Origin of the sequence: Alkaliphilus transvaalensis ATCC 700919 (assembly GCF_000621485.1) — a bacterium.
Classification (GTDB): Bacteria; Bacillota; Clostridia; order Peptostreptococcales; family Natronincolaceae; genus Alkaliphilus; species Alkaliphilus transvaalensis.
In genome coordinates this window covers 47,405-69,696 of the sequence record NZ_JHYF01000013.1, presented here as the reverse complement: position 1 = coordinate 69,696, position 22,292 = coordinate 47,405, and the positions used below count along the sequence as shown (strand labels likewise).

Here is a 22,292-nt window from a genome sequence, read left to right as displayed (position 1 = left end):
AGAGATCTAATAGACGATAAAAGGATATAAGGTTATAATATAGGTATTATATGGAAGAGTTTGCATCTTAGTTGCTATACAATTCATATAGTCATTATATTAAGAAAGGAAGTATTTCTGTGAAAAAGATATTGATTTTCTTTACATTACTTATTTGTCTATTACTAACTTTATTTAATGATTCTACCTTGGCTTCAAGTATGGAATCAAATATCCAGTCCTTTGATGCAAATTCTTTATCAAGAACAGATGGTTCCTACTGGATATGGGGGGAGGAAAGGCCCGTACCTATCCAAATCCATGGTTTAACTAATGTAAAACAATCTTTTGAAAGTAACATTGTAATGAAAAATGATGGAAGTACATGGTTTTGGCAACAGAATGATCCGTCGAGGGAAATTGAAATTCATCAGATTAATCAACTAAATAGACTTGTAGATATTCATCAAAAGTGGAATACCATGTTAGCCCTAGATGAAGAGGGTAGGGTTTTTCATATTGACCTACAAGGTAAGTTAGACACTAATCAGATAAAGGATATTAATTACTTAAAGGATTTAGAAGACATTATCGGTATAAGTAGCTATTATGAATATCGCCCAAGAAATGTTGAGTTGAGATGGATCTTTCTAAAAAAGGATGGGAAGGTATGGATAAATAAGGGAAGCTTTCCCAACGTAGAATTAGAACCAATGCAATCGCTTAATAATGTTGTTGACATCCAACAAAACATTGCATTAAAGCAGGATGGGACAGTTTGGACATGGGCTTATGAATTCGATAATGAAGTTGTTGCTGCACCTATTGTAACTTTAATAGAAGAATTAACCGACATTAAAAAAATAAAAACCTATGGAAACTCTAATCTTGCTATTGATCAAGAGAATAACCTTTGGTTTTGGGGGGTAACCCTTACGGGTTATTCAGATGGAACAACCCGTCATTATCAGTGGGTACCAGTGAAACTGAACACGATAAATGATGTTAAAGATGCTTTTGTTATTGAACGTAGTCTAATCGTATTAACAGATAGTGGCGATGTATATGTTACTTCTATTCAACGGGAAGCTATGTCAGAAAATCCAAACTTCCAACATTTAATGGAAGATGTAGAAGAAATAAAAGCGGGAGCACGTCATCTAATTCTACAGAAAAAGGATGGATCTTTGTGGGGATGGGGAATTAATAAAAATGGTCAATTAGGAGTCGGAGATTTTAAGGTAATGTATGATACGCCCAAACCTATGCAAAAGCCTGTTTCAGTTTATATAAATAGTGAAACTGTTGTAATGAACAGTGGTGTGATTATAAAAAACGGCCAAGCTTTTATTCCTTTACGTTCTATTTTTGAGAATATGGGAGCAACAATAGATTGGGATACCTATAGTAAAACCGCAATAATCAGTCAAAGAAGAGAAGAAAGGGAAGCTATTACAATAAATGTGAATTATACAACTGGTGTAGTACATATGAATAATCAAGAAATGATTATAGCAAACCAACCCTTCATTATTGGTGGGACTGCTTATTTACCCTTAAGATTTATAAGTGAAGCCTTGGGGGGAAGAGTAGAATGGATTAGTGGGGAGGATAAAATTCTGATTTTTGTAGACTAAAGTAAATCTATAACTAGATGGTACTGCATCATATCAATGTTATAAAGGTGATTAGTTAGAAGTACTATCACTTATTAAATAAAGAGTGAAGTCAGCACAGTAGAATAGCCCCCTATTTAGGGGGCTATTGCTATCTATAAGTAGCATATATCTTAAATTATATGGGTTTAATCTTTATACTTTAATCTCCAAATTCTAAGCCCATGGGTAAATAAAACCCTGCTGGTTCCATAAGTAGGTACAGCTAGAATCATACCGATTAAGCCAATTAAACGGCCAGCAATCAAGACTAACAACATAACTGTAATCGGATGTATTTTTAACTTTTTTCCAATTACTTGAGGAGCAATAAAGCTACTTTCAATCTGCTGAATGACAACGACTAAAAGGGTAACGATTAATGCCATGAAGGGAGAGTGAAAAAGAGCAACAATAACAGCTGGAATCGTTCCTATCCATGGGCCTACATAAGGAATAATATTTGTAATACCTGCAATAACTGCTAGTAATAATGCATAGTCTAGACCCACAATTAAAAAGGTGATATAACATAATATCCCTACACACAGACAAACAATTCCTTGACCTTGTATATAAGAACTTAAGGTTTTATCAATATCTCGGAAAATTTCTTGAACATCTTTTCGGTGTTTTTCGTTAAAAAGATTTATAATATATTGTCCGAACTTCTCGCCATCCTTCAATATGTAAAAGAGGATAAAAGGAACAATTACTAGTATTAGTACTGCATTAGCCATTACCCCAATAAAACTAGCTATGTTTGATGCAAGGGATCTACTAACTTGATTTAATAGGTCTCCTAGTTGTAGAAAAATTCCTTCTACATCAATAATTGCTTCTGCTTGGAACCGCTGAAGAAGTTCACCCTGTTGAATATTAATAATACCCTTTTGAATTTCTGCAATAATAAAGGGCATGTTGTTGCTCAAACTAATAAACTGCTTTTGAAGAATTGGTACAATGATTAAGAGTACACCTATTAAAATACAAAATAAGATGAAATATAATAGAAGAATAGATGCTCCCCTAGATAGTTTTTTGTTCAGAAGTTTAACAAGAGGCCTTAATAAGAAAAAAAGAAATCCTGCAATAATCATTGGTATAAACAAGGTTTGAAAAATTACGATTAGTGGATTAAATACCCAATTAATTAATGAACCAACATAAATTATTAAAAATAGAAGTAAGATAGCATGGCCAATTTTAAATATCTTTTTATTCATATTATATCTCCTTTTTATATTAGGAATAGGCTTAACAATAAACATAAAACTTATTCCAGTTCTTTTTTAGTTTAGAAGATTTTGAAAAACTTATCTCCACTTATTGTTTTTCTTTTCAATTAAAATCTCTAATCCCATCATATCAAAAATTTTGCTCATACCCAAGCCTGTTACCATCATTTTTTGCAATTTTATTGCTTGTTCAATGTAGTCAGAGGCCCTTGAAGTAAATGTTGAATTGGCGTAAAAACATAAGCATATCTAAAGATTATAAAATTTTTAATAAAAAACCTAGGTAAACATAAAATGCTAATTGTATAATAACACATTTAAAATATTACTAAGATTTTTTAGTCAACATAAAGGAAAATACACTTAAATCGATTTATTTATTTGATTTTTCTGATTTTGCAGGATAGAGGTGTAAGAAAAATTTGAATATTTTTAAGTGTTAACTAATAAATACGCAAAATTGTAATTAAAATGTAAAAATGAATATGACATGTTTCGACAACTGATAAGGTTTGTTTGGTATATAATGGGATTAATAAAGTTTAAGATTAATAAAGTTATAAAAATAACAAAAGAATTTAGATCATGGAGGTAATACATGAAAGAGTCTAATTATAATTTTTTTATTACTAAAGAAGATGAGACTGGCATAATTGCATATAACTCATATACTAGTGCAATGGCAGAAATGAGTATGGAGGAGTTTAACAACTTTAAGATGGCGAGAGAGATAGGATTTGAATCTTTAGATCAAGAAATGTTTGAAGCTTTAAAAAAGAATGGGTACATAGTTGAAGAAAATTTTAATGAAATTGATGCAATAGAGTGCAGCATGTTAAAGGCAAAGTATTCTACTGATCAATTAGTATTAACTATCGCACCAACAGAAGATTGTAACTTTAGATGTATTTATTGTTATGAAAAAGATTCAATTAAACCTAAATATATGGATTTAAAGACTGCAGATAACATCATTTTGTTTATTAAAAATAAGATAAAAAGCATCAAAGGATTAAGTATAACTTGGTATGGAGGAGAGCCACTATTAGGAGTGGATATCATTAAATATATATCAGATAGCGTTATAGAGATTTGTAATGAAAATCAAGTCCAATATTACTCCTTTATGATAACAAATGGATATTTATTAAATAAAGCAAACTTAGATATTTTATCCCAATGTCATATTAAATCCTTTCAAATAACCATCGATGGAGATAGAGAGACCCATGACAAAAGAAGATTTTTGACTGGTGGAACTCCATCCTTTGATAAAATAATGGATAATCTTAAATTAATTAATGACTATGAAATGACCATCAGTTTAAGGATTAATGTGGATAAAAGCAATATTAACGCAGTAGAAAAAGTAACCAACTCAATTTCAGAAATCAATGAGAAAAAGAAAATCAATTGCTACTTAGGGAAAGTGATGGCCACAGGAGGATGCTATAAAGATAAAGAATGTTTCAACAACGAAGAATTCAGCAATCTAAATTTAAACTTTAGTATTAGAAATTATAAGAACATAATCCATATGTATCCAAAGATAAAATCTATAGCCTGTGGAGCAGAGGGAATATTCAGCTTAGTTATTGGAGCCGATGGAGAAGCCTATAAATGTTGGGAAGACATCGGTAAACAAGAATTATCTGTAGGAAATATTAACGATAAATTAAATTTTTATAACAAAACCAATATGGACTACTTGCTTAATAATCCGATAAAAGAAGAAAAATGCAAAGAATGTAAATACTTACCATTATGTATGGGAGGATGTTTAAAGAGAACGAAAGGAAAAGATTCCTGTGATATTCCTAAATATATTTTAGAATCAATTCTTACAGAAGTATATGCTAATAATAGATAAAACTATCTATTATTATACATAGAATATCAAATGTGAAAGGAGGGAAGAAAAATGAAAGTAATTATTGAGTCAACAAGAACAAATTTAGTGCAACCAACAAATGGTACACCATGTACAAATCCAGCGGGATATTATGCTTGTGAAATGTCATATATGTGTGGCAGTATTTTTTCAAATCCATGTAGTCCTGTAGTTAATCCGTACAATATCCCAAGTCAAGAAAAATAATATCTAAAATGTATAAGTTGAGTTAACTCAACTTATACATTTTTATAATTTGAGTCAAGTTTTATTAAATTTACAGAATTACTAGATTCTAAAAAGTGTTAGAATAGGAGGAATAATCTATTGAAAGAACTTTATATTATAAATTCTTATTATTCTAAGAAAATTAAATATCTTAAAGTCTTTATCCTTTTTCTTACCCTTACGCTACTTCAAATATATATTCCGATGTTTCATGGCAATGATATCTTGATGGATCAGTTGAATAAAGAAGGGGTAGACTTAACCAATTACTATGTTCCTTATAGAAGACTGTACCAATTTCCTCAAAAATTTGATGAACAGTTGGAGCATATCGATATTAAGGAAAATTATCATGTTAAAGATTACAAAGTTAGAGATGTATTCGATACAGGTAATGGGATTTATATAGAAAACTTTGTTGACACTAATTTTAGAGAGATTTCTAAAGGAAAAGCGATTTCTGATTTAGAAGAAGGTGAAATTGCTATCTCAGAATATTTTGCTTATCTTAATTTTGGTTCCATAAGAAATGCGATTGGTAAATCAGTTGAGATTCCAATAACATATATGGTTTATGAGGGCTTGTTAAATACAGAGATATTAATGCAGGACACATTAAACTTTAGAATAACATCTATATATAAGAATAGTGGAATTAATAAACGATACTTAAATTTACTTGGAAATAGTGATAATGCAGAGGATAGTGCTCCGGAGATAAGGTACAGCGATACAATCATTGTGACTGATTTTGATTATAAAAATATATATGATAAATACATAACCTTTGAGGATCACAGTTATAACCTATTTAAAAAATACAGTATCTATTTTGATGAATATGATACTCAAAAGGAAATCTTTCTTAGAGGAAGGTTAAATTTATATGTAGATAATTATAATTCTTATTATATTAAATCTGAACTTAATCATAAAATGTTGGAAAATTCTAGCTTATCTAACTCTACTACTAAGTTTTTTGTCATATTTAAGTTTTTTTCATTATTAATACTTATTGTTGTAAGCTTAATTTATATAGTTTATTTACAAAATAAGTATTTAGTTTCTAGAAGAAAAGTATTGTTCCAGATAGGAATAGCAAAGTTTAAAATTTTTATTTCTACTCTTTTCCATGAAATAGTTCTGTTAGCTATAGGCATCATCTTATGGTTCTTTTTTAATTTATTATTAATTTTAATATTCGAAGTACGCCTTATATATTTACAAGATATTTTTCAATTCAATGAGTATATAGTGGAATACTTATGGGTTCCTATATTAATATATGTAATTTCTACTTTCATAAGCTACCTAGTTTATAAGTTATTAATGATTAAGAGTAGCGAAAAAAGAATTAAAAATAAAAAATATGAAATATATGATATTGTTTTTTATCGTAAAAGAATCTTAGCTTTATATACATCAAAATATATTTTTTTGGCGTTAGTAACCTTAGTTATAGCTAGTTCTCTATTCATCATTAATGGTGGAATAAATACAATGAAGAATGTTTATCTTAATTCAAATCCATTAAATTACGATATATATGTAGATTTACAGGGTAAAATTGTTATGGATACTTTAGGTGGAGCAGATAAATGGGCTGTAATTTCTGTAAACCATGAAAGTTATTTAATACATCACTATGGAGAAGGTATAGACAATCATAAAGCTATGTTAGTTAATGCAGTTATGGTTTATGGAGATTATGAAACTTTTTTTAAAAAGCCAGCACTAGGAGATTATCCAAAATATGAAGAAACCTTAGGTGATTTTATATCTAAATATCCTCATCGTAATGTTTATCCTGAGGAACTTCATGAAGAAAAACTAGGATTTGACATGTTAGTATCGAATTCGGTAGCTAATAGATTAAATTTTGAAATTGGTTCCTATGGGATCATTATGTTAGAAGAGTTGCATCGGAATGTACCACAAATGTATCCTATTTCAGGGATTACTAATATATTTTCTAATGATATGAATACAGTGTATATAGTTCCTAGTCCAGAGAAGCAAGCCTTATTAAATGATATGACGAAAAACTTACCAAGAACCGTCGAAGAGTATTTTACATTCTTATTGAAGTATGATGATCCTTTAGAAAAGGAGATCGTAATAAAAAAATTAAAAGAACATCAAAAAACAGGAGAAGTTAGAGACCTTAGAATCAATGATGGAAAAGTAAGGCTAAATGACCTTGGTGAACTAAGTACATTAATTTCTAGAGTAATGATGTTCATTACATTCATATGTTATACAATTTTACTAGGAGCAGTTATATGGGCAAAAAGAGTAGATGATAAGATATCTCAGGAAAATAACCTTAATGCCTTTTATAATATAGGTGCAGATAGCAGTAGCTTTGAGAAGGCTTTTACACATTTAAACGTCTCAACACTGGTTGTTGGAACAGTATTTGGTTTAATATTATACCTAACAATCTCAAGTAATATTTCCAATTATATCTATGAAATCATGGAAGTTATTAAATAGGGGGAATGAATATGTATGATATAAAAATTAAACATCAAAAGTATGAAGACCTACTTGTACTAAAGGACTTAGAGTGTCAAATTAGCAAAGGAGATTTTGTTGTAATAATGGGGGAGAGTGGGTGCGGGAAAACAACTTTCTTAAAAATAATATCAGGAATCTTAAGCAATTATGAAGGCGAGGTATATTTTAACAGTCTTCCACTCCACAAAAAGAGTAAAGGTAGTTTAACAAAGATTAGAGGAGAGCAGTTAGGAATGATCTTTCAGGATTTTCAGTTAATAGATTTTTTGAATGTAAAGGAAAATATAAAACTAATTAATAGTAAATCTAGTGAAGAAGAAATCGACAAAATTTTAGAAAAGTTAAACATAGCTGAATTAAAAAATAAAGAGATTACTAAGCTTAGTGGCGGGCAAAAACAGAGAGTTGCAATAGCCAGGGCCTTAGCAGGAAATAGAAAGATAATTTTAGCGGATGAGCCTACAGCATCACTAGATTCTAAAACTTCAACAGAAATTATGGAAATATTTAAAATGCTTAATGAGGAAGGCTATAGCATCATCATGATCACTCATAGTCCACAAATTGCCTCCTATGCAGATAAGATGCTATATCTTTATGAAGGAAGGTTCGAAACTGAATTAGAATTAAAAGGATTAGAACAAAGTAAAAAATTGAAAACAATAATAGAGGTAGTAGGGAAACATTATGAGAATTCCCTAGCGATCTAACATCAAGGATGATAGCATATGAAAAAATCAATACTTAACAAAGAAATAATTAAACTTTTTAAGACACTGAAGCTTGTTTATGGAATTAATAAGCTTCAGTTTATATCTGTTTCAATATTAACAATAATTTCAGGAATTATACCTTTATTTTCAATCAAATCCATGCAAAAATTAATTAATAGTATACAGAATAACAATAATAGTTTGGAGATCATCATAAATGCTCTAATGATTTATTTGACTATAAATGTATTTTCCATACTTATTTCAAACCTTAAGAGCTATATTACCAACCTATTTCGAATTGAGGTAAATTATGTAATAAATGAAAGGGTTCTTTTAAAAACCAAAAACCTCAGTTTATTAGATTATGAAGATGAAAATGTTTATAATATGATTAGAAAGGCTCAAGATGGTAATTCATCAAGACTTTTTAATATTTACATGATTATAAATGATTTTATTACACAATCTATAGCACTAATTAGTGTATCAACAATAATTTTATTTTGGAATCCATTAATCTTAATTGTAATAATACTTATTCCAATTGCTAATACCCTCTATACAGCCTATATTGGACATAAAAGCTATCTAATTGAAATGAATCGAGTGGATAAGCGAAGGAAGATATCTTATATCAATTACTTAATGACAAACAATATTGCCTACAAAGAACTGAAATCTTATAATGCGTGGGGTTATTTAATTAATATCTTTAAGAATAATTATAAAAATATAATTAACGAAGATAAAAAAATTTTAAAGGAGCAAGTATCTGTAACAACCTGTTTATCTATTCTTGACGAGATTGTTGGTGCTATAGTTATATACAATGTGGTAAAAATTTCGATTGTAGGAACAATGTTAATGGGAGATATTGTAGCATTAATAAACACCCTATCTACAATACAAAGTAATATTACTGGCATACTAAGATCAATCATAGAATTATACAGAGAAAATCTATATATCGAAGAATTATATAAGTTGCTAGAGTATCAGTCTAAGGAAGCAAAGGGAAAAATTAAATTAGAAGAAATTGCAGAAATAGAGTTTAAAAATGTCAGTTATCGATACAAATCGAGGACTGAATATAGTCTTAAAAATGTAAGTTTTAAAATCCTTAAAGGTGAGACTTTAGGTATAATAGGAGAAAATGGATCTGGTAAAACTACCATTATAAAGTTATTAGCTGGTTTTTATGATGACTATGAAGGTGAGATAAAGATAAATGGGATTGAACTGAAAGAGTTAGATAAAAAAGAGTATCATAGTAAAATAGCAGTTCTTTTTCAGGATTTTAATAAATATGAGTTTAACTTAAGGGAAAATATTGGAATATCTAAAGAAGATTTTATTGATGACGATGAGTTAATTATGAATATTATCAATAAAGTGGGACTAGTAGACACTGTGAAAAAACTATCTAATGGATTAGATAGTAGGCTTGGGAGCTGGTTTGGTGGAACGGAACTATCAGGCGGTCAATGGCAAAAAATAGGTATAGCTAGGACTTTACTAAGACAATCACAAATTACAATACTTGATGAGCCAACCTCTGCCCTAGACCCCTTATCGGAATATCAAATGTTTGATTTAGTAAAAAATGAGGATATAGGAAATATTAAGATAGTTATTAGTCATAGATTATCAAATGTATCAAGATTAAATAGTAGAATAATAATGCTTCGACATGGAGCGATTATTGTTGATGGTTATCATGAAGATATTATTAATAATAATCATCAATATAAAGAATTGTATATGAGTGAAACTAGGGCTGTCTAAATAGCTAAGTTAACTAGAAATGTAATTTTAATTATGTCTTTTATCAACATTATTACTCTTTTAGTTTTTATTTTATGTTCAAGAACTAATGCAGATAAAAGCCTGATCACCTAATTGATTTTAAAAATATACTTTTAAAAATATGATATAATAAAAAAATAATATGACTCCAATCTAAGGAAATAATAATTTCAATTAAGAGGTGACAGAATGGACAAGCGAATTGGCTTTATCGGTGTTGGGAAAATGGCCCAAACTATAATAACAGGATTAGTGGAAAGTTTTGATGGAATCAACGAATTAATTTTTATTACTAATCGTACAAGAAGTAAAGGAGAGATCTTTAGTCAAGAAAAGAGAATTAATTTATGTGATGACAATCTAGCGTTAGTTAATAACAGTGATGTGATTTTCTTAAGTATTAAGCCTGACCAGTATCATGGAGTATTAGAAGAAATTAAAGACTTTGTTAGAGATGATCAAATCATTGTATCGATGGCAGCAGGAATTGCAATCAAAGACTTAGAAAACTATTTTACATCCGATAAGAAAATTTTACGTATTATGCCTAATGTTGCAGTGGCTGTTAGGGAAGGAATAACAGTAATTAGTCAAAATAAGAAGGTATTAGATCATGAATTAAAGCTAGTGGTAGATTTACTAAATAGTATAGGTAAAGTAGATGTAATAGAAGAAGCCATGATCGATATGGTTACAACTGTAAGTGGATGTAGTCCAGCCTTTGTTGCTCAATTTGCAGAGGCACTAGCTGATGGAGCAGTCCTACAAGGAGTTCCACGAGATAAGGCATACCAGTTTGCTGCCCAAGCATTATTGGGGACAGCAAAAATGTTGTTAGAGCTTCAACTTCATCCAGGAGAACTAAAAGACCTAGTAACATCACCAGGAGGAGTTACTGTACAAGGTGTTGCTACTCTTGAAAAATTAGGCTTTCGAGGTGCAGTCATTGAAGCGATGGAGGCATGTGGAAGGAAAATACAAGAACTGGCAGAATAAACGTTAAAAAACCTAACTTGAGTTGATTAAGTCAATTCAAGTTAGGTTTTTATTTTACTATATCCAAAGATTACATCATGAATTTTTTTGTTAATTATGGGATAATAGATAATAGTGATATATTCTACTATTTTCAAAATAACAGAAGATAATTGTGAATAATTAAAGAATATTGACAAATTAAAAGGAATGAATGTGCAATTAATTGACTTTTCATATGATGGGTTTTCTAAAAATTGGGTATAAGGATATAAAACCCCTAGGATTATATTATTGGTGGTGATCAAATGGAAATTAAAGAAATAGATTATAAGCGAGTTTTTGATAGTGGTCCAAATGCATTGGTAATTGTAAGTAAGGACTATATTATATTAGGTTTTAATCGAGTTGCAAATAACTATTTTGAAGATATACTTGAAGAGAAATTACTGGCAAATGAATCAATTTTTAAATATTTTAACGAAGACAACGGAAAAAACATTAAGTGTTCATTAAATGAAGCTCTAAAGGGGAATATAGTCGAATATGAAGTGGATTTTAAATGCAAAAGAGGGAGAAAGAATTGGTTTGAGTTTTGTTATAGTCCAATTTACAAAGAATCAGGAGAAGTAATTTCAGTTAGCATTAGTGCAAAACCAATCAGAAAAAGAAAATTAGTGGAGGAAGCTTTTATTCGTAGGTTAGCCTTCGAAAAGCTAATTTCTAAAATCTCCAAGAGATTAATTAGCTTAGCTAATCATGATGAGGCAATTATAAAATCTCTAGAAGATATGGTGCATTTTAGTGGAGCCAGTAGAGCCCATATCTATTCCTATTGTAATAAAGAAAATCGTATAGAAAAAATATACGAATGGCGGGTTGAAAAATTACTAAAGGGAGATAAGGATATAGAGAAGATTACACCCGATGCTTATCTAGGGTGGATAAATCAATTAAATAAAAGACAAATTATTTTAGTAAAGGACGTTTCCAGCTCTACTGTGGTACTGCCAATCTTTGTACAGAGAGAACTTTATGGTTTCATTGAATTTGAAACTAGCTTTGAAAATTCGGGCTGGCATCAAGAGGATATTTCCCTATTAAAAGTCATTTCTGAAATCTTTAGTAGTGCTTTTGAGCGGATTGAAGTAGAAGCGGCATTAAAGAAGAGTGAAGAGAAATTTAGGGAACTATTCCATAATGCCAATGATTTTATTTGTGTACATACATTTAATGAAGAAGACCAAATGCGCTTTATTGAAGTTAATGACTTTGCCTGTAAGAAGACAGGTTATACAAGGGAAGAAGCTCTAGCTATAGATCCTAAGTTAATTTGTGGGCCAGACTTTGTTGATAAGATCCCTAGCCTACAAAATATCATTAAGGAATGTGGTCACATCACCTATGAGATGGATATAATTATTAAAGGTGGTTCAAAAATAACCCTCGAAATGAATTCTCATTTGTTGAATTTAGGGAATGAGGCTGTAGTTATGACTTTGGGAAGAGATATATCGGAACGGGTACTTATGGATAAGGCTATAAAGCAAAAGAATGAGATTTTACAGGAGACGATCATAAAGCTTAAGGAAACTCAAAGTAGGTTAATACAACAGGAACAATTAGCTGCCATCGGGCAGTTAGCTGCAGGTGTAGCTCATGAAATTAATAATCCCTTAGGGTTTATCATAAGTAATTGTAGTACTTTACAAAACTTTTTAGAAACATTATCCATTAATATTCATAAACAAAAAGAAGTTATGGTATACCTAAAAGCATTGGATTTAACGAAGGATGTAAGGGTTAGACTTGATGAAATAGAAGATTTGGAAAAGCAGAATGCCATTGAGTATATCATGGAAGATCTGCCTGAAATTTTAAAGGATATACAGGAGGGACTACAAAGGGTTGAAGATATTGTAAAAGGATTAAGTATTTTTGCAAGGGTTGACGAATTTTTAGAATTAAAAGATTTTGATCTCCATGAAGGAATCAAAAGCACTTTAAATGTGGCAATTAATGAATATAAGTATCACACAGTGATTAGCAGTTGCTTAAATCCTATTCCTAAAATTAAGGGGATGCCAGGCCAAATCAACCAAATAATTCTAAACCTTATATTAAATGCAGCCTATGCAATAAAAGCTAAATATCAAAATGAAAGCAAAAAAGGATTAATTAAAGTAACTACCTATCACGATAGGGATTTTGTGTACTGTGAAATAGAAGACAACGGGATTGGTATTGCAGAAGAAAATATTAGAAAAATATTTAATCCTTTCTTTACTACTAAACCAGTAGGTGAAGGTACCGGACTAGGATTAAGTATTGTCTATGATATTATGGTTAATAAACATCATGGAGAAATAGATGTAGAAAGTACTTTACATGTTGGAACAAAATTTACTCTCAAATTTCCTATTGTTAGCGAATAAGTATAAAATTTCGATATAGGTACAGAAGGGGGTATTAAATGAAAAAAAAGATACTCTTAGTAGATGACGAAGAACAAATTTTGAAGAGTTTAAAGCGGGTATTTCTAAAAAGTGATTATGAAATATTTATTGCTGTAGATGGAATGTCTGCCCTTGAACTTTTGGAAAAAGAAAAAATTGATTTAATAATCACCGATATTAGAATGCCAGAGATGGATGGCTTTCAGTTATTAGAAGCGGTTAAACGTAATTATCCAGAAGTGATTCGGTTAGTTTTGAGCGGATTTACAGATGAAAAGAAAATTTTTCAATTAATACAGAATAATTTAGCAAAAATGTATGTTCGTAAACCATGGAATAATGATGAATTGTTAAAGAATATTCATCAGGTTTTTGAGTTGAACCATATTTTAACCAGCCATGAAATGTTGAAAACAATTAAATATCTTGAGGAATTACCCACCTTTAACTCTATTTATACCAAGCTATGCAATTTAATTGATGAAGAGGTTAATATTAGAGAAATTGAAGAGCTATTAATGAAGGATCCTGCTATTGTGGCGTCTATATTACGTCTTGTTAACTCTGCCTTTTTAAATATCAAAACCGCCTCTTTAAAGAAGGCAATTACCTATATTGGATTAACTAATGTAAAAAACATTGCTCTTGTTGCAAGTATATCTTATAAAAGCAATCTTAATATTAGACTCTCAAAGATCAACGAACTATTTTCAAAACACTCATTACTAACTAATCAAATCTGTAGTTTGATCTATTCTAAGTTCTTATTTAAAGAAATACCACCCGATAGCTCTTGTATAGGTCTATTGAATGAAATTGGTAGAATTGTATTGTTGAATAATTGCCCAAAGGAATATGAGGGTGTAATTGCCATAGCTGAAAAAGATCAAATTTCCCTTCATGAAATAGAAAAAGGTGTTTTTGGAGTAACCCATCAAGAAATAAGTGGATATCTTTTAAACTGGTGGGGGTTACCCTATAACCTAGTGGAAGCAATTCTTTTTCATCATGTCCCATTAAAAGAAAATGTGATTAATAAGGAATTAGCTTCCGTCATACATTTAGCAGATTATTATGCAGCAAAATTACTAAATTTTCCTTGGGGAGAGAAGGTTAATTTAGAGGTTTTTGATTTTCTAAATATTAAAAGGGAAGTATTAGAAGAAAGAATTTATAAAGAGCTACAAAGGGAGTAAATTACCCTAAGTAAAGGGGTGGAAAAATGGATAGAATGCCAAGTGTTTTAATTGTTGATGACGAAGTTAACATTTTGCGGGCGATAAAACGTTTGCTTATGCAGTATAAGCTTGAGGTTTATTCGACAACATCACCAGTGGAAGGGTTGGCGATTATTAAAGATAAGGACATTGATGTAATTATTAGTGACCAAAGAATGCCATTAATGGAGGGGATTCAACTATTGGCAGAAGTTAAAAATATATCTCCTAAAACGATAAGGATATTAATGTCAAGCCACTCTGACATAGAAGTATTTATCTCTGCAATTAATAACGGAATCATTTTTCGATATATCTCTAAACCTTGGGAAAATGAAAAACTTGTTAATGTAATTTATGACGCACTAGATCAAAAAGCTCAACAGGATCAATTATTTAATTTTTTATTAAAAAATGATCATGAAGTGAATATGATTAATGAGAAGAAGCAAGCTCAAAGAAGTATTTTCCTTAGCAAGTTGATTGAAGGGGACATTAATATTACAGAAAAGCATATTAGAGAGGCTACCCTGTTAGATATCGATTTACAGGCTCCAATGTTTTGTTGCTTATTGACGAGTACAGGAGAAGAATCTATTGAGTTTGAAAAACTAGCCAAATTAATGTCTAACTATATCCTATGGGATAGGGAGAAATTTATAGGAATTATCCATCAAGAGGTAAGCTTAGAAGAAAAGGACATACTTGTTAATACTGTACAGCACATAAAAGAGGTCTTGACTAAATATTCTCCAAAGCTTTCTTATGTAATGGGAGTCAGTAAAATACACAAAGGAATTAATGCCATTAAAAAATGCTATCATGAGGCCCAGCAAGCTCTAATGGTTGAAAATATTGAAAATAAGAATGTCAATCATATATCTTATTTTAAGGACATAGGAGTATTTCAATTATTAACCATTATTAAGGATGAAGAGTATTGTAGAAATTTTTTAGAAGATTATATTGGAAAGCTAATCGATTATGATCAGAAGAAAGGAACGGAACTTATAAATACCCTACATGCCCTTTTAAAAAATCAAAGTCTTAAAGAAGCTGCTTCAAGCCTTTTTATACATCCCAAGACGATTGTATTCCGAAGAAAACGGATAGAAGAGCTATTGGAGATCTCATTAGAGGACTACGAAACTAGATTAAATCTTGGAATAGCCATAAAACTTCATAAACTAAATCAAGAAAGAAGTCAAAAAGAAGAGTAGACTATTATCTCCTATGGATAATAGCTTACTCTTTTTTTTAGTTGTTAAAGATAATATCCACAAATTCAATTCTAGATTATAATTGTAGTAACAAAATTGAAAAATATGCAGAAATATGTCGAAAAATGAAAATGAAGTGGAGGAATTTAGCTATGAGAGTAAGAAAGTTTTCTGTTAAGCTTATTGGTATTGTATGTACGCTATTATTAGTTCTTAGTGGAGGTTTAGGCTTGCTGGGATATTATTTTGCAGCCGAATCAGTTGAGGGAGAGGTGGAGAAATCCCTGCAAGAAATGGCTTTTAAAGGATCATTAATTATTAGAAAGGAATTAGATGGACATATTAGATTACTTGAAGTAATAGCAGATAATAGCATTTTTAAGGATGAGAGTTTAAGTAATGCAGAAAAAATTGAAGCCATTAATAATGAATTTGCTGAAAGTTTAGGGGTTCCTTTAATTATGGCAGATGCATCGGGGTTAGCAATGGCGGCTGATGGAGGCGTACTGGATATTAGTGGTCGTGAATATTTTATCGAAGCGATGAAGGGTAAATCTTTTGTAACAGAGCCAATGGTTAGCTTAGTAGATGATAATTTAATCCTTAACTATTCAACACCCATTAGAAGCAATGGACAGATCATAGGGGTTTTAGCAATGATTGAAGATGGTAATAGTTTAAATGCCATTACCAATGAAATATCCTTTGGAGAAACAGGCTATGGTTTTGTATTAGGATCCGATGGAACCTTTATTGCCCATATGAACGAAGAATTAGTACTTAATAGAACGAATTTTATAGAAGAAGCAAAGGAAGATCCCACCAAGATTCCTATAGCTAATATTAAAGGTCAAATGGTTTCCGGTAAAAGAGGTTTTGATGCGTTTAAATTTGAAGGGGAAACACGTTATATCGGATACGCCCCTGTTGTAGGGACTCCATGGTCAATTGCTGTGGTAGCACAAGAAAGAGAAGTGATGGCCCAGATACTGATTTTGAGATATGTTTTTTTTGTAGCTGGAGCAATTTTCAGTATAATAGGGGCTATTATTATGTTCTTTATTGCTAGAAACATAAGTAAACCATTAATTTCAGCTACTGAGTTTACTAAAATACTGGCAGATGGAGACTTAAGTTGCGAAGTGCCCGAAGTCTATCAGCTTCGTAAAGATGAATTTGGCGTTTTAGCGAGGTCTTATCAGGTTATGGTAAATAATTATAGAGAATTAATTGGTGGTATTGTAGCCTTATCAGAGGAGGTTGCTGCTTCTAGTGATCAATTAACCCAAATCAGTAATAATTCAACCTACGATATGGAGGAGGTTTCTGCTTCTACCGAAGAGATCGCTGCTACGTTACAACAAGTTTCTGCTGCTGCTGAAGAAATAAATGCCTCCAGCGAAGAGATGCGAGCCTCAGTAAATTCATTAAATGACCAAATGCACTCAGGTAATCAAAGAGCTATGGAAATAGAAGAAAAAGCAATGGCTGTATATGAAGAAGTAGTGAAAAACCAAAAGATTGCCCAAACTAAATTAAGTAATTTAGAAGGACGTTTATTGGAGGCTATCGAAAAATCCAAAATTATTAATGAGATATCCCATATGGCGGGTATGATTTCTGACATTAGTGCCCAGACGAATCTATTAGCATTAAATGCCGCAATTGAAGCAGCAAGGGCAGGTGAACAGGGGAGAGGTTTTGCCGTAGTTGCCGAAGAAGTTAGAAAATTAGCCGAAGAATCCTCTAGTGCAGTAATCAACATACAAAATGTAACTCAGCAGGTGCAACTTGCAATAAATGGACTAACAGAAGATACAAATGAGCTTTTAACCTTTATGAACAATGATGTGGAAAAGGACTATAAAGCATTTTTAGAAACTGCCAATGCCTATAAGGATGATGCATTAGGCTTCTATAACCTTACTAACGAAGCAGCAACTAATGGATCACAGGTAAATGAAATTGTTTCACAAGTGGCACAAGCCATAGAAGAAGTAACTATTAGCATTACTCAGAGTTCTTCTGGAGTACAAGAAGTAGCCAAGGGGACTGAACATACCAGTTTATCTTTAAATGAAGTGAATCAAGCCTCAATAAAATTATCTCAAATGGCCGAGAATCTTAATAACTTAACTAATAAGTTTAAAGTATAATTAGTAGCTTCCTATAAAGAGGTCTAGTATGGCAATTAAACAGAATAAAAATAACGACCTATTGATTTATTTTGATGATTTCACTTTGATTTTAAAAAATGGATCAAGATTAGCTTCAAATGATACAGAAGGTAAGCAAAACTACTTTAAGTTGAATTACTATCCTATTTATGAGACTAGAGAGGGAATCTGCTGCTATGAGTTTTTACTTCAAAGGGCAGATTCTGAAGGAAATATAGATGATCTAGGAGATATTACACAGATAATAAAGGATACTAATATAATAAGTCAAATAGACTACTGGACAATTCAACAGGCAATTGATATGTTGATGGTAAGAAAAAATATTAGTTTATTTGTAAATGTCTCCATTGGTAGTTTAAGTTTTGCAACAATAATTACCGATATAGAAAAAAGCATTATTGTCAGCGGTATTAATCCCAAAAGGCTTAACTTCAGAGTAAGGAAAGACCCAGTTAAGAATATGACCGTAGATAACATAGAGGGATTAATGTCGCTGAAAAAATTAGGTTGTTCTTTTATTTAATAATAAAAATATGGGGTATAGCTTTTCTAAGTTAGAAATTCTGCTACTCATGTTATAAAATTGAATATGGGGCTAGATGATTGAGGAGGCATTTAATGAGAGAAGAGAAAAGATTTACAAGTCACAGGGGATATTTATTAAATAAGGTTGATCAATGTCTTGAATTAACCCTTGAAATAGAAGGTAAAAGAGAAGGTAATAGGATGCAATATTATATTCTGAATATTAACAGTAACTATGCAGAATATTTAAATATGAGCAAAGAGGTAATTAAAGGACACAACTTGTTGACACTAAAGGATGGCTTAAGAGACATTAATTATGAAATTGTTGATTATCTTTATCGAAATAAAATAGATGAAAATATAAGCGTTTATGTAAAAGAGGTAGATCAAAATTATGAAATAGTAGATTTAGAGGATATAGGTGATGGAAATGATAAAATTTGGAGAATTAAGGCTTATCCCCTAAGCCATGAAGACATTTATAAAGTTCTTATTATCATTAAAGATACCAACAAAGAGCTAGATAATATAAGAGAGAGAAGAATTATACAGGATATTGAAATTTATAATGATAAAATTATTAATATGTCTGACATGATCACAAATATATCCCATGCTTGGCGACAACCCCTTAATAGCTTAAACTTCTCAATACTTAATTTAATTGAAGAAATTGCAGATGAGTCAAAAAACCCTGAGGTTATAGAATCCTATTATCAACAAATATGGCAAATCATTAATAATTTATCTACTAAGATTGAGACATACAAGAAGTTCTTTGAAGTGAATCATGTGAAGGAATACTTTGAAATTAAAAAGTATCTAGAGTTGGTTTTGGAAATAATGGAAGAAAAAATAAGTAAAGAAAGCATTAAATTTAATATAATGATTAGTGAGGAAATAAGCAAATATGGATCACCAAATGAATTTGTACAGTTTATGTATTATGTATTCTATTATATTATAGAGTATTGTAAGGAAGTGTTGGATAGGGAGAATAGAATTATTGATGTGGAAATTTCAACTGATCAAGAAGGTATCGCTTTAACATTTGTCATCATAGAAGATATTAGGCAATATAGTGATGATCTGTCCTATGTGGACAAACAGTTAAAGTTAAGTCTAGTGATGTTAGATAATATCATAAGAAAAAAGATGCAAGGAACAATTAAATTTATAAATAAGGATTTAGAAAAAAAAGTCATAGTCACTTTTCCATTAGATATTGGGGGTAGTTCAACATGCTCGAAGAAAATGTATTAAAAAATATAAAGGTTTTATATGTAGAAGATGAACCAATAACAAGAAATCAAGTCTCAAGATTTTTGAAAAAAAAGATTGGGAAGATTGTTGTTGCTGAAAATGGATGTGATGGAATTAGAAAATTTCTAGAGCATCAGCCAGATGTAATTATTACAGATTTAATTATGCCAGATATGAATGGAATTGAAATGATGAAAAAAATAAGGGGCGATGGGTATCGATGTCCTTTTATCATTACATCAGCTTTATCAGATTCAAAAATCATTTTAGAGACCGTTGATCTTAGAATAGAGCAGTATCTGATAAAACCCATCGATATAAATGTTTTAATGGATAGGCTGATTCAAATTGCTATAGATAAAGTAGAAAATAAAAATGATCTTTTAGTAATAAATCATGAATTTATACTATCTGATGATAAAAAAAATGAACTAGAGTTTAAAATAAGGAACCTATATTCTAGTTTTTTGAAAAAAACAACTGGAAAGGGAGCCAAGTTAATCGAAGTTTTTATAAGGGGAAAAGAAATTGAAATTATTGCTAAAGAAAACCTCACAATAATCGAAGAGAGTTTTTTAAAGGCTGGTAATCATTTTAAAAGTATAGAAATTATTCGTAAGACAATATATGAAAATACCATAAAAGAAGTGGAAGATCAAATAGAAACATTAATCGGTAGAAGGGTAGCGATGATAAATCTGGAAATTCATCCTAAAGAAGCCTATGAAAAAATAGTTCTAAAGATTCAGTAAAAATGATAATAAAGTAGTATTAAAATAGGACTAAAGTCCTATTTGACATATTTAGTCAAATAATGATAAAATAATACATAGAAATATTAGGAAATAATTTTAGCAGAGAAAAATTAGATATGTTGTAAAATATAAGCTGATTTTGACTAAAATTATGTTTAAAAGTAAAGTGCAATGATAATTTAATATTTATATGGAATAGCTGTTAATATCAAATATATATTTATGTTTGCAATATGATAGTCCATAATAAGTGTTTTTTGTGAACCCTTATTATGGACTATTTTTTTGCTTAATATTGATACAAAACCAGGAAGGGTAAAGTTAAATGAATTAAATAATAAAACTAAGAAAATTTGAAAAGGGGTATTGTAATGTCTTTATTGCAAGAAATAAAAGAAAAAGGTATCCATCTTTTGTTTGATTTAGAAAACTTAAGATTGGTAACTGATAATGTTCCATTGTTTAATTTAATTGATAAGAATTTAAGGAACAACCAGTTTATCTTGCTTTATCATCCTGTTCATAAGGTTGAAGGGGGGATTAGCCATTATGAATGCTTGATAAGAATGAAAGATCAACAAGGTAATCTATTATATCCAGGAGAATTTTTACCTGTAGCAGAACAGTCAGGATTGATGCCTCAAATAGATTATTGGGTGATACATGAAGCTATTAAAGTGTTGCAGAAGTATGAAGGAATTAATCTTTTTGTAAACATCTCGGGATCAAGTCTGAGCTCAGAAAAATTTTTAAGTCTTATAGAAGAAACTGTTAAGGCAAGTGATATTGATCCAAGACGGTTAGGATTTGAAATAACAGAAACAACTGCAATAAAGAACGTAGAAGTAGTATATCGGTGGATGATGGTGCTAAAAAAGCTAGGTTGTGCCTTTGCCCTCGATGATTTTGGAAGTGGATTTTCATCTTATATTTATTTAAATGATCTACCAATAGATTATCTAAAAATTGATGGTGCTTTTATTAAAGATATAAACACTAGTCCAACTAAATTAGCTATAGTAGAGAGTATTAATAATCTTGCCCACAAGTTAGGGATAGAAACAGTTGCCGAGTATGTTGAAAATGAAGATATATTAATAACCTTAACAAAATTAGGCGTAGATTATTGTCAGGGTTATTATTTCAGCAAACCAGTTATGTTAAATGAAATTATAAATTAAACTAAAAAGTGAATTCGCCTTAGGTAATTGCATGTTTTAATGTTATATTTATAACCAATAAGAAAGTACTACTTAACTATTTTAAAATAAGAGAACTTATATTATCATGGTATAAAAAATCTCACAGCTTTGCATAACTAGTATTTATATTAATTATTTATATAAACTATATATTTACATTAATAAATGATGTATTTCCATTAATAAATAAAAAAAGAACATTTAAACTTTAAGAATGTCCTTTTTTCTATGGTTGTTCATTGATATTAATAATTGATGACTGATGATTAGTGATGTCAATTGATAATAAATAGACAATTAATGATGATCCTATGGTTCAGGTTGTAAGGGAAGGCTTTTTAATTTCTACTGAAGCTGTTGTTTTGTCTAAAATAATGATGGGTGTTTTCCGTAATATAGCCCGGGCAATAGCAACACTTTGTTTTTTGTCCGCTAGAAATATATTCTCTCTTCATCAACGTTT

At 30.3% G+C, this 22,292-nt stretch carries 16 protein-coding genes; 15 read left to right on the top strand and 1 reads right to left on the bottom strand.

The window, feature by feature from the left end; translation table 11 throughout:
- The first annotated feature begins 119 nt into the window (after nucleotides 1–119).
- Nucleotides 120–1,616, top strand: coding sequence for a stalk domain-containing protein (locus T335_RS0110010; RefSeq protein ID WP_026477427.1), 1,497 nt, complete (start codon nucleotides 120–122; stop codon nucleotides 1,614–1,616).
- Between the two features lie 167 nt (nucleotides 1,617–1,783).
- On the opposite strand, the gene T335_RS0110005 is transcribed toward T335_RS0110010, so the two are convergent.
- Complete coding sequence (locus tag T335_RS0110005) at nucleotides 1,784–2,860, bottom strand: AI-2E family transporter (protein ID WP_026477426.1); 1,077 nt, start codon at nucleotides 2,858–2,860, stop codon at nucleotides 1,784–1,786.
- Between the two features lie 610 nt (nucleotides 2,861–3,470).
- On the opposite strand from T335_RS0110005, the gene T335_RS20370 reads away from it, so the two are divergent.
- The 14 genes from T335_RS20370 (at nucleotide 3,471) to T335_RS20360 (ending at nucleotide 21,808) form a co-directional block, all read left to right on the top strand.
- Entirely contained in the window at nucleotides 3,471–4,742 is a 1,272-nt protein-coding gene (locus T335_RS20370; RefSeq protein WP_051569251.1) for a radical SAM/SPASM domain-containing protein, read from the top strand.
- Nucleotides 4,743–4,793: 51 nt separating this feature from the next.
- On the top strand, nucleotides 4,794–4,970 hold the full coding sequence (locus T335_RS22265; RefSeq protein ID WP_156943665.1) for a hypothetical protein: 177 nt from the start codon (nucleotides 4,794–4,796) through the stop codon (nucleotides 4,968–4,970).
- A 120-nt stretch (nucleotides 4,971–5,090) separates the two neighbouring features.
- Nucleotides 5,091–7,487, top strand: coding sequence for a hypothetical protein (locus T335_RS0109990; RefSeq protein WP_026477425.1), 2,397 nt, complete (start codon nucleotides 5,091–5,093; stop codon nucleotides 7,485–7,487).
- 11 nt (nucleotides 7,488–7,498) lie between these two features.
- Nucleotides 7,499–8,221, top strand: a complete 723-nt coding sequence (locus T335_RS0109985) for an ABC transporter ATP-binding protein (RefSeq protein ID WP_051569250.1) — start codon at nucleotides 7,499–7,501, stop codon at nucleotides 8,219–8,221.
- Nucleotides 8,222–8,239: 18 nt separating this feature from the next.
- Nucleotides 8,240–10,012, top strand: coding sequence for an ABC transporter ATP-binding protein (locus T335_RS0109980; RefSeq protein WP_026477423.1), 1,773 nt, complete (start codon nucleotides 8,240–8,242; stop codon nucleotides 10,010–10,012).
- Between the two features lie 210 nt (nucleotides 10,013–10,222).
- Nucleotides 10,223–11,029, top strand: a complete 807-nt coding sequence (gene proC / locus T335_RS0109975; protein WP_026477422.1) for a pyrroline-5-carboxylate reductase — start codon at nucleotides 10,223–10,225, stop codon at nucleotides 11,027–11,029.
- Nucleotides 11,030–11,316: 287 nt separating this feature from the next.
- On the top strand, nucleotides 11,317–13,443 hold the full coding sequence (locus T335_RS21640) for an ATP-binding protein (protein ID WP_051569249.1): 2,127 nt from the start codon (nucleotides 11,317–11,319) through the stop codon (nucleotides 13,441–13,443).
- Between the two features lie 38 nt (nucleotides 13,444–13,481).
- On the top strand, nucleotides 13,482–14,660 hold the full coding sequence (locus T335_RS0109965; RefSeq protein ID WP_026477421.1) for an HDOD domain-containing protein: 1,179 nt from the start codon (nucleotides 13,482–13,484) through the stop codon (nucleotides 14,658–14,660).
- Between the two features lie 26 nt (nucleotides 14,661–14,686).
- On the top strand, nucleotides 14,687–15,901 hold the full coding sequence (locus tag T335_RS0109960) for a response regulator (RefSeq protein ID WP_026477420.1): 1,215 nt from the start codon (nucleotides 14,687–14,689) through the stop codon (nucleotides 15,899–15,901).
- A gap of 152 nt (nucleotides 15,902–16,053) precedes the next feature.
- Entirely contained in the window at nucleotides 16,054–18,057 is a 2,004-nt protein-coding gene (locus T335_RS0109955) for a methyl-accepting chemotaxis protein (RefSeq protein ID WP_026477419.1), read from the top strand.
- A gap of 28 nt (nucleotides 18,058–18,085) precedes the next feature.
- Entirely contained in the window at nucleotides 18,086–18,604 is a 519-nt protein-coding gene (locus tag T335_RS0109950; RefSeq protein ID WP_026477418.1) for an EAL domain-containing protein, read from the top strand.
- A 95-nt stretch (nucleotides 18,605–18,699) separates the two neighbouring features.
- Nucleotides 18,700–19,872: an ATP-binding protein gene (locus T335_RS0109945; protein WP_026477417.1), complete on the top strand. Its 1,173-nt coding sequence runs from the start codon at nucleotides 18,700–18,702 to the stop codon at nucleotides 19,870–19,872.
- Entirely contained in the window at nucleotides 19,851–20,624 is a 774-nt protein-coding gene (locus T335_RS0109940; protein ID WP_026477416.1) for a response regulator, read from the top strand. The genes T335_RS0109945 and T335_RS0109940 overlap by 22 nt, the downstream gene beginning before the upstream one ends.
- A 374-nt stretch (nucleotides 20,625–20,998) precedes the next feature.
- Nucleotides 20,999–21,808 carry an EAL domain-containing protein gene (locus T335_RS20360; RefSeq protein WP_051569248.1) on the top strand — a complete coding sequence of 270 codons (810 nt, stop codon included), beginning with the start codon at nucleotides 20,999–21,001 and terminating at the stop codon, nucleotides 21,806–21,808.
- Nucleotides 21,809–22,292: the final 484 nt, after the last annotated feature.

Coding starts and splice junctions, on each gene's coding strand:
- T335_RS20370 (WP_051569251.1), top strand. CDS start 3,471: ATGAAAGAGTCTAATTATAATTTTTTTATTACTAAAGAAGATGAGACT.
- T335_RS0109960 (WP_026477420.1), top strand. CDS start 14,687: ATGGATAGAATGCCAAGTGTTTTAATTGTTGATGACGAAGTTAACATT.
- T335_RS21640 (WP_051569249.1), top strand. CDS start 11,317: ATGGAAATTAAAGAAATAGATTATAAGCGAGTTTTTGATAGTGGTCCA.
- T335_RS20360 (WP_051569248.1), top strand. CDS start 20,999: ATGTCTTTATTGCAAGAAATAAAAGAAAAAGGTATCCATCTTTTGTTT.
- T335_RS22265 (WP_156943665.1), top strand. CDS start 4,794: ATGAAAGTAATTATTGAGTCAACAAGAACAAATTTAGTGCAACCAACA.
- T335_RS0110005 (WP_026477426.1), bottom strand. CDS start 2,860: ATGAATAAAAAGATATTTAAAATTGGCCATGCTATCTTACTTCTATTT.
- proC (WP_026477422.1), top strand. CDS start 10,223: ATGGACAAGCGAATTGGCTTTATCGGTGTTGGGAAAATGGCCCAAACT.
- T335_RS0109945 (WP_026477417.1), top strand. CDS start 18,700: ATGAGAGAAGAGAAAAGATTTACAAGTCACAGGGGATATTTATTAAAT.
- T335_RS0109980 (WP_026477423.1), top strand. CDS start 8,240: ATGAAAAAATCAATACTTAACAAAGAAATAATTAAACTTTTTAAGACA.
- T335_RS0109950 (WP_026477418.1), top strand. CDS start 18,086: ATGGCAATTAAACAGAATAAAAATAACGACCTATTGATTTATTTTGAT.
- T335_RS0109955 (WP_026477419.1), top strand. CDS start 16,054: ATGAGAGTAAGAAAGTTTTCTGTTAAGCTTATTGGTATTGTATGTACG.
- T335_RS0109985 (WP_051569250.1), top strand. CDS start 7,499: ATGTATGATATAAAAATTAAACATCAAAAGTATGAAGACCTACTTGTA.
- T335_RS0109940 (WP_026477416.1), top strand. CDS start 19,851: ATGCTCGAAGAAAATGTATTAAAAAATATAAAGGTTTTATATGTAGAA.
- T335_RS0109965 (WP_026477421.1), top strand. CDS start 13,482: ATGAAAAAAAAGATACTCTTAGTAGATGACGAAGAACAAATTTTGAAG.